The 15,114-nt window shown below is 73.3% G+C and carries 11 protein-coding genes; 7 read left to right on the forward strand and 4 right to left on the reverse strand.

The features are described from left to right. On the forward strand, positions 1-915 hold the full coding sequence (gene ftsX, locus GD632_RS01725) for a permease-like cell division protein FtsX (RefSeq protein ID WP_152187999.1): 915 nt from the start codon (positions 1-3) through the stop codon (positions 913-915). Position 916: 1 nt separating this feature from the next. Continuing rightward, the gene (locus GD632_RS01730; protein WP_152188002.1) at positions 917-2,380 is read left to right on the forward strand and encodes a M23 family metallopeptidase; all 1,464 of its coding nucleotides are present in this window, start codon (positions 917-919) and stop codon (positions 2,378-2,380) included. 89 nt (positions 2,381-2,469) lie between these two features. Here GD632_RS01730 and GD632_RS01735 read toward each other — a convergent pair whose 3' ends face one another. The 4 genes from GD632_RS01735 to GD632_RS01750 form a co-directional block, all read right to left on the reverse strand. Continuing rightward, positions 2,470-3,066 (reverse strand): GDSL-type esterase/lipase family protein, encoded by a 597-nt coding sequence (locus tag GD632_RS01735; RefSeq protein ID WP_152188004.1) that lies wholly within the window; start codon positions 3,064-3,066, stop codon positions 2,470-2,472. An 80-nt stretch (positions 3,067-3,146) separates the two neighbouring features. Further along, on the reverse strand, positions 3,147-7,034 hold the full coding sequence (locus GD632_RS01740) for a multifunctional oxoglutarate decarboxylase/oxoglutarate dehydrogenase thiamine pyrophosphate-binding subunit/dihydrolipoyllysine-residue succinyltransferase subunit (protein WP_226924410.1): 3,888 nt from the start codon (positions 7,032-7,034) through the stop codon (positions 3,147-3,149). Positions 7,035-7,200: 166 nt separating this feature from the next. After that, positions 7,201-8,316, reverse strand: a complete 1,116-nt coding sequence (locus GD632_RS01745) for a HAMP domain-containing sensor histidine kinase (protein ID WP_226924412.1) — start codon at positions 8,314-8,316, stop codon at positions 7,201-7,203. Further along, positions 8,313-9,056: a response regulator transcription factor gene (locus GD632_RS01750; protein ID WP_152188008.1), complete on the reverse strand. Its 744-nt coding sequence runs from the start codon at positions 9,054-9,056 to the stop codon at positions 8,313-8,315. The genes GD632_RS01745 and GD632_RS01750 overlap by 4 nt, the downstream gene beginning before the upstream one ends. Before the next feature lie 238 nt (positions 9,057-9,294). Here GD632_RS01750 and GD632_RS01755 point away from each other — a divergent pair, with 238 nt between their 5' ends. The 5 genes from GD632_RS01755 (at position 9,295) to GD632_RS01775 (ending at position 15,111) form a co-directional block, all read left to right on the forward strand. Next, positions 9,295-10,605: a hemolysin family protein gene (locus GD632_RS01755; protein WP_152188373.1), complete on the forward strand. Its 1,311-nt coding sequence runs from the start codon at positions 9,295-9,297 to the stop codon at positions 10,603-10,605. Next, positions 10,602-11,648 (forward strand): hemolysin family protein, encoded by a 1,047-nt coding sequence (locus GD632_RS01760; RefSeq protein ID WP_152188011.1) that lies wholly within the window; start codon positions 10,602-10,604, stop codon positions 11,646-11,648. The genes GD632_RS01755 and GD632_RS01760 overlap by 4 nt, the downstream gene beginning before the upstream one ends. 113 nt (positions 11,649-11,761) lie before the next feature. Further along, positions 11,762-12,856 carry a M23 family metallopeptidase gene (locus GD632_RS01765; protein WP_152188013.1) on the forward strand — a complete coding sequence of 365 codons (1,095 nt, stop codon included), beginning with the start codon at positions 11,762-11,764 and terminating at the stop codon, positions 12,854-12,856. 108 nt (positions 12,857-12,964) lie between these two features. Next, positions 12,965-14,269, forward strand: a complete 1,305-nt coding sequence (locus GD632_RS01770) for a peptidoglycan DD-metalloendopeptidase family protein (protein WP_193311293.1) — start codon at positions 12,965-12,967, stop codon at positions 14,267-14,269. Beyond that, entirely contained in the window at positions 14,254-15,111 is an 858-nt protein-coding gene (locus tag GD632_RS01775; protein ID WP_226924417.1) for a glycerophosphodiester phosphodiesterase, read from the forward strand. Before GD632_RS01770 ends, GD632_RS01775 begins: the two co-directional genes overlap by 16 nt. Positions 15,112-15,114 lie beyond the last annotated feature (3 nt).

The raw sequence follows: 15,114 nt of genomic DNA on the forward strand, positions 1-15,114 counted from the left end.
ATGCGACTCCGGTTCGTTCTCTCCCAGCTCGCCTCCGGGCTGCGGCGCAACGTGTCGATGACGATCTCCGTCGTCCTCGTCACCTTCATCTCCCTCGTCTTCGTGGGCGCCGCCGCGCTGCTCCAGATGCAGATCGGCAACATGAAGGACGACTGGTACGACCGCGTCGAGGTCTCCGTCTTCATGTGCCCGCAGGACTCCGCGGTGCCCACCTGCGCCACCGGTGAGGTGAGCGAGGCCCAGCTCGCCGACATCGAGGAGCTCCTCGCGTCCGAGGCGCTGGCCCCCTACGTGGACGAGGTCTTCTTCGAGACCAAGGAGGAGGCCTACGAGGCCTTCCAGGAGCAGATGCCCGACACGGTGTGGACGCAGTCCCTCACGCCGGAGCAGATGCAGGTGTCCTTCCGGATCAAGCTCGTCGACCCCGAGCAGTACCAGGTGGTCGCCGACGAGCTCACCGGCCGGCCCGGCGTCGAGGACGTCGTCGACCAGCGTGCGCTCCTCGAGCCACTCTTCCTCATCCTCGACCGCGCCACGCTCCTCGCCGTCGCCCTCGCGGGCGTCATGATCGTCACCGCCGTCCTCCTCATCACGACGACGATCCGGCTGTCGGCGATGAGCCGACGGCGCGAGACCTCGATCATGCGGCTCGTGGGTGCCTCCAACCTCTTCATCCAGCTGCCCTTCATGCTCGAGGGCGCGCTCGCCGCGCTCGCCGGCGCCGCGCTCGCCGTGGGCGGGCTCTGGCTGGCCGCGCGCTACCTCGTCGAGGGGTGGCTGGCCACGGAGTTCCAGTGGGTGCAGTTCGTCGACACCGGCGACGTCCTGCTCATCGCACCGCTCCTGGTCGCCGCCGCCATCCTGCTCGCCGGCATCAGCTCGCTGGTGTCCCTGAGTCGCTACACGAGGGTCTGACATGACGCGCTCCCGTCCCCGCCGCCCGCTCCGCGCCCTGCTGTCCGCAGCGCTCGCCGTCGTGCTGCTCGCCGGCGGCACCTCCGCCGTCGCCGACTACGACGACGAGATCCGCGAGTACGACCGTCAGCTGCGTCAGCAGCGCGAGGAGCGGGAGGAGCTCGCTCGCGAGCGCGAGGCGCTGGAGTCCCGGCTCGAGGGGACCAACGCCGACCTCGCCACCGCCTACCTCGCCCTCGAGGACGCCAACGCGCGGCTGCCGCTCGCCGAGGCCGCCCTGGTGGAGGCCCAGGACGCTCTCGCCGCCGCCGAGCGGGAGGAGCAGGCGGTGTCCGACCGTCTCACCCTCGCGGAGAGCGAGCTCGGTAACCTCGGTGAGCAGCTCGCCGAGGGTGATGCGCAGATCGAGTCGACCCGCTCGTCGATCGGCGAGCTCGCGCGCAGCACCTACCGCGGCGGGGCGTCCCTCAGCGGGCTGTCGGTGGTCCTCAACGCGAGCTCGAGCGAGGAGTTCATCCGCCAGACGGCCATCGTCGACACGGCGGTGCGGACCCAGACCAAGGTCATCACCGACCTCGAGACCATCACCGCCGTCAACCGCAACCGGGAGCTGCGCCAGCAGGCCGTGCGCGACCGCATCGACCAGCTCCACGCCCAGGCCGAGGAGGCCGTGGCCGCCGCCGACGAGGCGCGGGCCGCTGCCGACGCGCACCGCCGGGAGATCGTCGAGATCCAGGCACAGCAGACCGCGCTGGCCGCCGAGCTCGAGGAGCTGCGCGGCCGGCTCAACTCGGACCTCGCCCAGAAGGAGGCCGACGACGACCGTCTCGCCGGGATCATCGCCGGTATCGAGGCGGACCGCGCCGGCACGGTCGCCCAGCGGGAGGCCGAGCGGCGCGAGCAGGAACGCCGCGAGCGTGAGCGGCGTGCGGCCGCCGCCCAGAGCAGCGGAGGCACCAGCGGCGGTGGCTCCTCCGGCGGCAGCAGCTCCTCCGGTGGGGGCGGCTCCTCGAGCGGTGGCGGCAGCAGCAGCAGCTCCGGCTCGATGACCCCCCCGGTGCCCAACCCGCTGTACGTCACCTCGCCCTACGGCATGCGCATGCACCCGCTCGCCGGCTACGAGTGGTTCCACGCCGGCGTCGACATCCGCTCCGCGTGCGGCAACCCGCAGGTCGCGGCCGCGAGCGGCACGGTCAAGGCGACGATCCCCGCGCCGGGCAACGCCTCGCACGGCAACCAGGTCATCATCGACCACGGCACGATGAACGGCAGCGGCTACGTCACCGTGACCAACCACCTCAGCCGCTTCAACGTGCGCGCCGGGCAGTGGGTCGACCAGGGCGACGTCGTCGGCTACACCGGCATGACCGGCAACGTCACCGGCTGCCACGTCCACTTCGAGGTGTGGAAGAACGGCTCGACGATCAACCCGATGAACCTCCCCGGCTGGAACCGCACCTACTGACCCACCCCGGATCCACCAGATGGTGGGCCGAGGGACGCGGTAGACGTGTGCCGCCGTCGCCTGATCCCCCAGCTGCGACGTTGGTCGGGTTAGGCGGCGTGGGGGAGGCCCAGCCAGTCGTGCCAGCCGTTGTGGAGGACCAGCCACGCGAGCAGACCGTACCCGGCCTGGCCGGGGTGGACGCCGTCCCCGGCGGCGACGTCGGCCAGCCACTGGTCGTGGGTGCGCAGCGGCGCGAAGGTCTCCACGTACCGCACCTGCCGCCGGGTCGACACGTCGGCGTAGGCGTCGGAGAGGGCGCCCAGCGCGTCGCCGTCCACCCCGGGACGGGGCGGGGGACCGACGACGAACACCTCGACCTGCTGGGAACGCGCGCTGTCGAGGATGTTGGCGAGGTTGAGGCGGCTGCGGGCCAGGGACAGACCGGCGGTGAGGTCGGCCGAGCCGAGGGCGACGACGAGCCGGTTGTCGCTGCCGGGGGCGAAGCGCCGCTGGCACTCGCTCTCCCAGCGTCCCGAGAGGGCCGTGGACGTCTCGTCCGGCACCGCCAGGGAGGTGACGAAGAGCGGGTCCTCGCCGTCGGTGCGGGCGACCACGCGCCCCACCCAGCCGAGCCCCCGGGCGTCACCCATCCCCGCGGACAGCTCGTCGCCGACGACGCAGATCCGCACGTCCCTCTCGCTCACGGTGGTTCCCTTCTCGTCAGTGCCCCGAACCTATCGCGGGCCGGCCCCCGAGGGGGCCGGCCCGCGTCGTGCCGCTCCGGTCAGCCGAAGGCCGACTCGAGGAGCGTGGCCTGCTGCTCCTTGTGGACGCGTCCCGCGCCGGTGGCCGGCGAGGCGGCGGCTGGGCGGGAGACGAGGCGCAGCTCGCGCCCACCGAGGGCCTCGCTCGAGAGGTGGTCGGACAGGAACGTCCACGCACCCTGGTTGGCCGGCTCGTCCTGCACCCACACGACCTCGGCGCCCGGGTAGCGGTCGAGCTCGGCGCGCACGGCCTCCTGGTCGAGCGGGTAGAGCTGCTCGAGCCGGACGATCGCCGTGGACGTCGCGCCCGTCTTCTCCCGGTGCGCGGCGAGGTCGTAGTAGACCCGCCCGGAGCACAGGAGGACCCGGGTGACGTCACCCTGGGTGCCGTCCTGGTCGCCGATCACGGTCCGGAAGGTCCCGCTGGTGAAGTCCTCCAGCGGGGAGGCCGCCGCGCGCAGGCGCAGCAGCTGCTTCGGGGTGAAGGCGATGAGGGGCACCCGCGGGCGGTTGTAGGCCTGCCGGCGCAGCATGTGGAAGTGGTTGGCCGGCGTGCTCGGCTGGGCCACGATCATGTTCTCCTCCGCGCACAGCTGGAGGAACCGCTCGATGCGGCCGGAGGAGTGGTCCGGACCCTGGCCCTCGTAGCCGTGCGGCAGCAGCAGCACGAGGGAGGACCGCTGGCCCCACTTCTGCTCGGAGGAGGAGATGAACTCGTCGACGACGATCTGCGCGCCGTTGACGAAGTCACCGAACTGCGCCTCCCACAGGACGAGCGCGTCGGGCCGCTCCACCGAGTAGCCGTACTCGAAGGCCATCGCCGCGTACTCCGACAGCGAGGAGTCGTAGACCCAGAACTTCGCCTGGTCCCCGGTGAGGTACATGAGCGGGGTCCACTCGGCCCCGGTCTCGGCGTCGTGGAAGACCGCGTGCCGCTGGACGAAGGTGCCGCGGCGGGAGTCCTGGCCGGCCAGGCGCACCGGCGTGCCCTCCATGAGGAGGGAGCCGAAGGCGAGGATCTCCCCGAAGCCCCAGTCGATCTCCCCCTCGCGGGACATGACCTCGCGCCGCTCGAGGAGCTTGGCGAGCTTGGGGTGGACCGAGAAGCCCTCCGGCGGGCGCACGTGCGCCGTCCCGATGCGGCCGAGCACGGGCTCGGGCACGGCGGTCTGCCAGCCGACCATCGTGCCGGCGTCCACCTGCTGCGACTCGGGCAGCTCCAGCCCGGCGACCTGCTCGTCCTCGCGGACGGGCGGGCGCCAGCCCACCTCGCGGGTCTCGGTGAAGGCCTTCTCGAGCTCGGACTGGTACTCGTGCAGCGCCTGCTCGGCCTGCTCGGGGGTGATGTCCCCGCGGCCCACGAGGGCCTCGGTGAAGAGCTTGCGCGTGCTGCGCTTGTCCTCGATGAGGGAGTACATGACCGGCTGCGTCATCGACGGGTCGTCGCCCTCGTTGTGCCCGCGGCGGCGGTAGCACACGAGGTCGATGATGACGTCCTTGTGGAACTCCTGCCGGTAGGCGTAGGCGAGCTCCGCGACCCGGGCCACGGCCTCGGGGTCGTCCCCGTTGACGTGGAAGATCGGGAGCTGCAGACCCTTGGCGACGTCGGTGGGGTAGTGGGTGGAGCGCGAGCTCGCCGGCCCGGTGGTGAAGCCGATCTGGTTGTTCACCAGGATGTGCACGGTGCCGCCGGTGCGGTAGCCGCGCAGCTGGGACAGCTGGAGGGTCTCGGTCACCACGCCCTGGCCGGCGAAGGCCGCGTCACCGTGGATGAGGACCGGCAGCACGGAGAAGCCCTGCTGGCCGAGGTCGATGCGGTCCTGCTTGGCGCGCGTGACGCCCTCGAGGACGCCGTTGACGGCCTCGAGGTGGGAGGGGTTGGCCGCGAGGTACACCCGCGTCTGCTCCCCGGTGTGCGCGGTGAACTCCCCGACCGTGCCGAGGTGGTACTTGACGTCCCCGGAGCCCTGGATCGAGCGCGGGTCCTGGTTCCCCTCGAACTCGGAGAAGACCTGGGCGTAGGACTTGCCGGCGATGTTGGCGAGGACGTTGAGGCGGCCGCGGTGGGCCATGCCGATCGCGACCTCGTCGAGGCCGTCGCGCGCCGCGCCGGTGAGGATGGTGTCGAGCATCGGGATGAGCGACTCACCGCCCTCGAGGCTGAAGCGCTTCTGCCCGACGTACTTCGTCTGGAGGAACGTCTCGAAGGCCTCGGCCTGCCCGAGCTTGCGCAGGATCTGCAGCTGCTCGTCGGGGGAGGGCTTCTGGTAGGGCGTCTCGAGGCGGGCCTGCATCCAGCGACGCTCGACGGGGTCCTGCAGGTGCATGTACTCGATGCCGATGGTGCGGCAGTACGTGTCGCGCAGGGTGCCGAGGATGTCGCGGAAGGGCAGCCGGCTGGTGCCGGCGAAGCCGCCGGTGGGGAACGTGCGGTCCAGGTCCCACAGCGACAGCCCGTGGTTGGTGATGTCGAGGTCGGGGTGACGGCGCTGGCGGTAGGTCAGCGGGTCGGTGTCGGCCATGAGGTGGCCGCGGGAGCGGTAGGCGTGGATGACCTCGGCGATCCGGGCCGGCTTGCCGAGCTCGGTCTCCGGGTCGACGTGGACGTCACGCTGCCAGCGGACCGGCTCGTAGGGCACGCGCAGGGAGGCGAAGACACGGTCGAAGAACCCGTCCTGGCCGAGCAGCTTCTCCTCCAAGATGCGGAGGAACTCACCGGACGCGGCGCCCTGGATGATGCGGTGGTCGTAGGTCGAGGTGAGCGTGAGGATCTTGGAGACGCCGGCGCGGGCGAGGGTCTCCTCGGAGGCGCCCTTGTACTCGGCCGGGTAGTCCAGCGCACCGACGCCGACGATCGTGCCCTGCCCGACCATGAGCCGCGGCATCGAGTGGACGGTGCCGATGGTCCCGGGGTTGGTCAGCGTGATCGTCGTGCCGGCGAAGTCCTCGACGGTGAGCTTGTTGTTCCGCGCCTTGCGGACCAGCTCCTCGTAGGCGACCCGGAACTGGGCGAAGTCCATCGTCTCGGCCGCCTTGACGGACGGGACGAGGAGCTGGCGGGTGCCGTCCGGCTTGGGCAGGTCGATGGCCAGGCCGAAGTTGACGTGCGCCGGCTGGGTCATCGCGGGCTTGCCGTCGACCTCGGTGTAGGCGGCGTTCATCTCCGGCAGCTTGCCCAGGGCCTCGACGACGGCGTAGCCGATGAGGTGGGTGAAGGAGATCTTGCCGCCGCGCCCGCGGGCGAGGTGGTTGTTGATGACGATGCGGTTGTCCACGAGGAGCTTGGCCGGGACGGCGCGCACGCTCGTGGCGGTCGGCACCTCGAGGCTGGCGTCCATGTTCTTGACGACGCGGGCGGCAGGGCCGCGCAGCTTGATCGTGCCGTCGGTGGGAGCGTCGACCCGCTGGCGGGAGGCGGGGGTGGAGGTGTAGCCGGCGACGGCGGGCTGCGCGGCCGCCTCCGGCGCGGGCTCCTGGGAGACGGTGTCGGCGACCTTGCGCGCCTGCGGGGCGGGCGCCGGGTTCCCGGCCGTCGTGTCGGAACCGGGCACGGACGTGGGCTGGGCCTCCTCGGAGCTGCTCGTCGAGCGCGCCGAGGGCGCGGGGCTCGGGTCGGCGGCGGGCGCGTCCCTGCGGTCGCTGGTGCCGGCGGAGGGCGGCTGCGGCTGCGCTGACGGCTGCTGCGTGGAGGGCGGCTGCTGCGTGGAGGGCGGCTGCTGCGTCGAGGGCGGCTCGGCGGCACGGCCCTCGGTGGTGCCGTTGCCGGGCTGGTAGTCCTTGAAGAAGTCCCACCACGCCGGGTCGACGAGCTCGGGGTCCTTCTTGTACTGCTCGAACAGCTCCTCGATGAGCCATTCATTCGTGCCGAACGCGGCGGCAGCGGGGTCAGGGTGCTCCTGAGTGGACACTTCGGGGATCGCCCTCTTCCGAGACGTGTGTGGATGGAGGAGAAAGTGCCCCTCAAGCCTAGGCGATGCGGGCGCGGCGGACGGAGCCGGGAGGAGGGATCTGGCCATATCGGGCGTCCCGCCCGCGTGCCCCGGACCTCAGTCCCAACCGGCGGTCAAGGCAGTGTCAGGCGGTGCCCTGCAACGTCCCCACGGACCGTGGCGGGCGGGGGCCGCGGGAGGGCAGCCGGAGCCGGACGGTGGCGCCCTCGCCGGCCTGGGAGTCGGCGACCTCGATGGTGCCACCGTGGATCGTCACCGCCCACCGGGAAATCGCCAGCCCCAGCCCGGTCCCGCCGGTGCTCGCCCGGCCGGTGAGCGAGGGGCTGTTGCCCCGCTGGAAGCGCTCGAAGACCCGCTCCCGGTCGGCGGGCGGGATCCCCGCCCCGGAGTCGACGACGTCGATGACGACCTCCCCCCGCGGCGCCGCGGCCGACGCGCGCACCGACACGAGCGTGCCCGACGGCGTGTGCCGGACGGCGTTGTCGAGGAGGTTGGCCAGCACCTGGGAGATGCGGACGGGGTCCACCCGCAGCCGCAGCTCGGCCGGCTCCACCGTCACCTCCCAGCGCACGTCGCGGCCCGCGGCCGTCGCCGCTGCCGCCGCCTCCGCGACGGCGTCGTCGACGAGCGTCCGCACGGCGACGTCCTCGAGCTCGAGCCCGACGACGCCCGCCTCCACCCGCGACAGGTCCAGGAGGTAGCCCACGAGCCGGCCCAGCCGCTGCGTCTGGCGCAGCGCACCCTCCAACGCCTCGGGGGACGCGGGCACGACGCCGTCCGCGAGGTTCTCCAGCTGGGCCTGCAGCGCGGCGACCGGGGTGCGCAGCTCGTGGGAGACGTTGGCGACGATCTCCCGGTGGGCGGTGTCGACGGACGCGAGGTCCTCGGCCATCTGGTTGAAGGCCTTGGCGAGCTCACCGACCTCGTCGTTGCTCGTCGCCGTCACCCGGCGCGAGTAGTCACCACGGGCCATCGCCCGCGCCGCCGCCGTCATCTCCCGCAGCGGGGACGTCATGCCGTGGGCGAGGACCTGGGTGACGACGAGCGCCGAGACGATGGCCAGCGGGAAGGTCCGGGTGGGGCCGAGCTCGTGGCGCAGCCCCAGCCAGGTGAGGAACGCGGCGGCGGTGACGGTGACGGCCACGAGGACGCCGAGCTTGATCTTGAGCGAGCGGAAACGGTCGAGCGGGCGGGACATCCGCAGGCCCGCGCGGGCGTGCCGCGCGCCCGGGCCGCTCACCGCCCCTCCGCGGCGTCCTCGGTCGGTTCCAGGGCGTACCCGACGCCGTGGACGGTCCGGACGAGGTCCGCGCCGAGCTTGCGGCGCAGCGCCTTGACGTGGGAGTCGACGGTGCGGGTGCCGGACGCGTCAGCCCAGTCCCACACCTCGGCGAGCAGCTTCTCCCGGGAGAACACGGTGCGGGGGCTCGCGGCGAGGCACACGAGCAGGTCGAACTCGGTGGGGGTGAGGTGGGCCTCGGTGCCGCCGCGGCGCACCCGGCGCTGGTTGCGGTCGATCTCGAGGTCGCCCAGGGTGAGCGGGGTCTCGCCGGGGTCACCGCTGTCCTCCACGGCCGTGCGGCGGGCCCGCTCGGCGCGCCGCAGCAGCGCCTTGAGGCGGGCGAGCAGCTCGCGCATGGAGAAGGGCTTGGTCATGTAGTCGTCGGCGCCCACGCCGAGCCCGACGAGGATGTCGGTCTCGTCGTCGCGCGCGGTGAGCATGAGGACCGGCACCTCGCGCTCTGCCTGGATCCGGCGGCACACCTCGAGCCCGTCGAGCCCCGGCAGCATGACGTCGAGGACGACGACGTCGGGCACGAAGGTCCGTGCCGCCGCCACGCCGCCGTGACCGTCGCCGGCGATCTCCACCAGCCAGCCCTCGGCGGCGAGCCGGTGCGCGATCTGCGCCGCGATGTCCGGCTCGTCCTCGACGACGAGCACCCGGGTGGCATCGGTGGTGGGGGGACCGGTGGGGGCCATGAGTGCACTCTGGCACACCGGTGCCCCGCAGCACCCCCGCGCGGACCCGCTGCCGGTATCCTCACCGCACTATGGCGCAGCGACAGACCAGCCCGCTGGAGGTCCCCGGCACCGCCGCGGGACCGGACGCGGACCCCCCGAGTCCCGAGGCGGACGCCGAGCCCCGACAACCGGGTGAGGCGGACGCCGAGCCCCCGAGTCCCGGCGGCCCCCTCCTCACACCCGGGCCACCTCGGTGCTGACCGAGTGGCTGCTCGTCCTGCTGGGCGTGGTCCTCACCGCCGGCACCGCCGTCTTCGTCGCGGCCGAGTTCTCCCTCGTCGCGATGGACCCCGCCACCGTCGACCGGCGCGTGGCCTCCGGCGACAAGCGCGCCCTGGGCGTGCAGCGGGCCCTGCGGCACCTGTCGACCGAGCTCTCGGGCGCGCAGGTGGGCATCACGCTCACCACCGTCCTGCTCGGCTACACGGCGCAGTCGGCTCTCGTGACGCTGCTCAGCGGACCGCTCGGCTCCACCGGGCTCGCCGCCGCGGCCGCCGGCGCGACCGCCGTCGTCGTCTCCCTCGTCCTCGTCAACGGCTTCTCCATGCTCTTCGGGGAGCTCGTCCCCAAGAACCTCGCCCTCGCCGACCCGTTCGCGACGGCGGGGGTCGTCGCCCCGCTGCAGCGGGCCTTCACCCGGGTGCTGCGCCCGGTCATCTCGCTCCTCAACGGCAACGCGAACGCGGTCCTGCGCCGCTTCGGCGTCGAGCCGGTCGAGGAGCTCGCCGGCGGCCGCTCCGCCAGTGAGCTCACCGCACTCGTGCGCCGCTCCGCCGAGCAGGGCACGCTCGACATCGGCACGGCGACGCTCCTCACCCGTTCCATCGGGATCGGGGCGCTCACCGCCGTCGACGTCATGACCGACCGCGTGCGGATGACGGCGCTGCCGCGCACGGCGACGGCGGCCGACGTCGTCGCCGCCGCCCGCCGCACCGGCCACTCGCGCTTCCCGGTCCTCGGGGACGACGACGACGACGTCGTCGGCCTCGTCAACCTGCGCCGGGCCATCGCCGTGCCCCACGACCGTCGCGCCGACGTCCCCGTGTCGGCCGGCAGCCTGATGATCCCGGCGCCGCGCGTGCCCGAGACGCTGGGCCTGGCGGCACTGCTCGTCTCCCTGCGCGACGACGGCATGCAGATGGCCGTCGTCGTCGACGAGTACGGCGGCACCTCCGGCATCGTCACCCTCGAGGACGTCGTCGAGGAGATCGTCGGCGAGGTGTCCGACGAGCACGACCGTCGCCGCACCGGTGCGCACGAGACGGCGGACGGCAGCTGGGTCGTGCCCGGCGTCATGCGCCCCGACGAGCTCGCGCACCTCGCCCACCTCGTCGTCCCCGACGACGGCCCCTACGAGACCCTCGGCGGCCTCGTCATGGCCCGGCTCGGACGGATCGCCGAGGTCGGTGACGACGTCGAGCTGCCCGGTGTCGTCCTGCGCGTCGAGCTCATGGACGGCCGGCGCATCGAGCGGCTGCGCGTGCGCGGGCTAGAGGTGGACGCGTGAGCTCGGGGACCGCGCTGCTCGTCGGCCTCGTCCTGCTCGTGGCGAACGCGTTCTTCGTCGGTGCCGAGTTCGCGATCATGTCCGCCCGGCGCAGCCGGGTCGAGCCGCTCGCCGAGACCTCCCGCCGTGCCCGCACGGTGCTGTGGGCCATGGAGCACGCGACGCTCATGATGGCCTGTGCCCAGCTCGGCATCACCGTCTGCTCCACGGGGATCGGCGCGGTGGCCGAGCCGGCGGTCGCCCGCCTCGTCGAGGGCCCGCTCATGGACGCCGGGCTGCCCGCCGCGTCCGCGCACGTCGTCGGCTTCGCCGTCGCGCTCGCGCTCGTCATCTACCTCCACGTCGTCGTCGGCGAGATGGTGCCGAAGAACCTCGCGGTCACCAGCCCGGAGAGGGCGGCGCTGTGGTTCGGGCCGCCGCTCGTCCTCCTGTCCCGTGTCCTGTCCCCGCTCATCCGGGCGCTCAACGCGCTGGCCAACATCGTCCTGCGGGTGTGCGGCGTCGAGCCGAAGGACGAGGTCGCCTCGGCCTTCACCGCCGAGGAGGTCGCCGCGATCATCGAGCGCTCGCAGCGGGAGGGCGTCCTCCAGGACGAGCTCGGGCTGCTGTCCGGGGCCCTGGAGTTCTCCGAGAAGAACGCCGCCGAGGTCATGGTCGCCGATGAGAACCTCGTCACCCTGGAGGACGGGACCACCCCCGCGGCCTTCGAGGCGGCGGTCGCGCGGACGGGGTTCTCGCGCTTCCCGGTGCGCAACCTCGACGGGACCGTCCACGGGTACCTCCACATCAAGGACGTCCTCTACGCCGACGGCCCGCTGAGGGCCCAGCCGGTCCCGCGCTGGCGGGTGCGCGCACTGCCCAGAGTGGCGCCGTCGGACGAGATCGAGGACGTCCTGGCCGTCATGCAGCGCACCGGCACCCACCTCGCCGGGGTAGGGCTCCGGGGCGGCCCGACCGTCGGTGTCGTCTTCCTCGAGGACATCCTCGAGGAGCTCGTCGGCGAGGTGTCTGACTCGATGCAGCGCCACGGCGCCGCCTCCTGAACCACTCGTGCACAGGGTCCGACGCGTTTGTGGACTCGATGACGCCGGTGTCGTTACTGTTTCGTGACACGCCGGTCCGTCCGGCGGCCCTCCATTCCACCGAAAGGTTCCCTATGCCCGCGCGCGCCTCGATGCCCTCCTCGGCACCGGTGACGCGACGGCAGCTTCGGGAGGCAGAGCGCCGCAACGAGCAGCTCGCCGTCCGAGAGGCGGCCGCCCACGCGGCGTCCGCGCTCACCGGCTCGCTCGTCGCCACCGACCCGCTCGACGGGCCCACCGGGCGCGTCGACCAGGCAGGGCACGTGGCCACCGTCCCGCTCGACGGCACGCTCGCCCCCGTCCGTCCGCAGTACCGCAGCCGCGCCGAGCTGCGGGCCGCTGAGCAGGCCTCCACGCGCCGCCCGGCCCGTCTGCGCGCCCCCCGCTGGATGCCGCGCGCCGCCGTCCTCGGTGCGCTCGGCGCCGCGACGATCGTCGCCCCGCTCGCCGGCTTCGTCGGCGCCGACGAGGGTGTCGCCGAGGAGCTGCCCGCCGTCGCCACCGTCCCGGCCGGCCAGACCGTCCTCGACGCCCTCGACGCCGCGGCGACCCAGCTCGACTCGGACGCCGCCGGGAGCACGGCCGCCCTCCTTGCCGACTCCAGCGCCTCGGCCCGCGCGCTCGTCCAGAGCTCGCGCAGCGTCGACCGTGACGCCGCCGTGTGCAGCTCCCTCACCGGCAGCGGCGCCAACGGTGCCGGCGCCGCCCTCGGTGCCGAGCGGATGGCCATGCCCCTCGCTGTGGGCACCTACACCCAGAGCTCCCTGTACGGGAACCGGGTCCACCCGATCCAGGGCACCTGGACCAAGCACGAGGGCCTGGACTTCGCCGCGCCGCTCGGCACACCCATCCACGCGGTCGCCGACGGCGTCGTCGTCCACGCGGGCGAGGGCCTGGACGGGCGCTCAAGCATGCTCGTCATCCTCGAGCACGAGATCGACGGGCAGACCTTCTACAGCTGGTACGTCCACATGTACGAGGACGGCGTCTTCGTCACCGAGGGCCAGCAGGTCCGCGGCGGCGAGGTCATCGGCGAGGTGGGCAACAACGGCAACTCCACCGGGCCGCACCTCCACCTCGAGATCCACCTCGACGAGTCCGGGACGACGACGGACCCCGGCGCCTTCCTCGCCGACCACGACGCCGTCATGATCTCTCCCGACTGCTGAGGCCCCTGCCCTCCGGTCTGCCCGATGAGCGGATGGACCGGGGCCTGTGACCTCGGTTACGCTGGGCCAGCCGCGTGCCCGCGCGGCTGCGAGCTCAAGGGGACGTGGATGTCACTGACTGCAGGGGGGTTGCCGGCGCCCGACGCCGACGCCCCTGCGCCCGACTCGCGCCCCGGCTGGCTGGCCCGGCTGCGGCGCACCGGCCTGGTCGGCTGCGCCGCGCTGCTCGTGGGGAGCACGGCCCTGACGACCGCCGGCACGTCCGTGCCGGACCCGACGAAGGTCCTCGGCGGTGCCTTCGTCACGGCGAACCTCACCCTCGAGGCCGAGCCCGTCGAGCTCGCCGAGGCCGCCGAGACCTTCGGGCTCGGGGGCGGTGTCACGCTCGTCGCGGACTCGGTGGCCACGCTCAAGGCCCACACCGACCCCTTCAGCGACACCCCGCTCTGCGCCAGCTACCCGGTGGCACCGGGCGCCTACCGGGTGACCTCCCCCTACGGCTACCGCACGCACCCGATCTTCGGCACGTACACGATGCACATGGGCGTGGACTTCGCCGCGCCGCTCGGCACGCCCATCCACGCCATCACCGACGGCACGGTCGTCTACACCGGGGCCGGGCGGCTGGGCCGGTCCAGCGAGCTCGTCATCATCGAGCACACGGTCAAGGACACGACCTTCTACAGCTGGTACGTCCACATGTACCCCGACGGCGTCTTCGTCGAGCCCGGGCAGCACGTGCGCGCCGGCGAGGTCATCGCCGAGGTGGGCAGCAACGGCAACTCCACCGGCCCCCACCTGCACTTCGAGATCCACACCTCCGACGCCGGGCTCGGGCTGACGAAGACGCCGGTGACCCGCACGTCGACGGCGCTACGCGTCTCGCCCGCCGCGCACGTGACCGAGACCCCGGACCCGGAGGAGACGCCGAGCCCGGACCCGGACGAGACGCCGGACCCGGACGAGACCCCCAGCCCGGACCCGGACGAGACGCCGGACCCGGACGAGACCCCCAGCCCGGACCCGGACCCGGACGAGACTCCCAGCCCGGGGCCGAGCGAGACGCCGAGCCCGGACCCGAGCGAGACCCCGAGCCCGGCCCCGAGCGAGACGCCCAGCCCGGACCCGGACGAGACGCCGAGCCCCGAGCCGAGCCAGACCCCGAGCCCCGAGCCGAGCCAGACCCCGAGCCCGGGGCCGAGCGAGACCCCCAGCCCGGCGCCCACGGAGGAGCCGTCGGAGGAGCCCACCGAGGAGCCGAGCGCCGCGGAGCCCTCGGACGAGGCCACCGCCGACCCCCGGCCGCGCAACCCCTTCCCCACCCGCGCCTACGGCACGACCGTCGACCCGCTGCCCTTCCTCGCCTCGCTCGGCCTCACCCTGGTCGCCCCGGTCCAGTGCACGGCTCCCTGAGCGGCGGCGCCGCCGGGGGGAGCCCCTACCTCGACCGGCCCGGCCCGGCCGCCCTCGCGCACCGCGGGGGAGCGGCGGAGGTGGCGGAGAACTCCCGCGCCGCGCTCGAGCACGCCGACGCGCTCGGCTACCGCTACTTCGAGACCGACGTCCGCCGCACCGCGGACGGCGTCGTCGTCCTCCACCACGACGCGACGCTCGACAGGACGACCACCGGCCACGGTCCGCTCTCGGCGCTGACCTGGGCGCAGGCCGCGCGCCTGCGCGACCACTCCGGTGGCCGGCTCGTGCGGCTCGACGAGGCGCTCGCGGACTTCCCGGGGCTGCGCCTGAACATCGACCTCAAGGAGGACGGCGTCATCGGCCCGGCGCTCCGGGTCGTCGCCGAGGCCGGAGCGGGCGACCGCGTGTGCCTCGCGTCCTTCGCCGACCGCCGGCTGCAGGTCGTGCGTCGGGCCACCCGGGGGCGGGTCGCCACGAGCCTGGCCAGGCAGGAGACCGCGCGGCTCGTCCTCGCCGCGACGCTCGGTGCGCCGGCCCGGGGGGTCCCCACGCCGTCGGGCACGACGACGGACCGCGCCGTGTGCGTCCAGGTGCCCGTGCGCCACCGCGGAGTCCCCGTCGTCACCCCGGCGTTCGTCCAGCGGGCCCACCGGTTGGGGCTGGAGGTCCACGTGTGGACGATCGACGACGCCCCCACGATGCACCGGCTCCTCGACCTCGGCGTCGACGGCCTCGTCACCGACCGTCCCACCGTGCTGCGCGAGGTCCTGCGGGCCCGCGGGGAGTGGTACGGCGGCGCCCGTGACGACCGCTCGACGGGCTTGTCGGCCCACGTGTGAACA

The organism is Georgenia satyanarayanai (assembly GCF_009193135.1).
GTDB classification, from domain to species: domain Bacteria; phylum Actinomycetota; class Actinomycetes; order Actinomycetales; family Actinomycetaceae; genus Oceanitalea; species Oceanitalea satyanarayanai.

Coding starts and splice junctions, on each gene's coding strand:
- GD632_RS01765 (WP_152188013.1), top strand. CDS start 11,762: ATGCCCGCGCGCGCCTCGATGCCCTCCTCGGCACCGGTGACGCGACGG.
- GD632_RS01770 (WP_193311293.1), top strand. CDS start 12,965: ATGTCACTGACTGCAGGGGGGTTGCCGGCGCCCGACGCCGACGCCCCT.
- ftsX (WP_152187999.1), top strand. CDS start 1: ATGCGACTCCGGTTCGTTCTCTCCCAGCTCGCCTCCGGGCTGCGGCGC.
- GD632_RS01750 (WP_152188008.1), bottom strand. CDS start 9,056: ATGGCCCCCACCGGTCCCCCCACCACCGATGCCACCCGGGTGCTCGTC.
- GD632_RS01730 (WP_152188002.1), top strand. CDS start 917: ATGACGCGCTCCCGTCCCCGCCGCCCGCTCCGCGCCCTGCTGTCCGCA.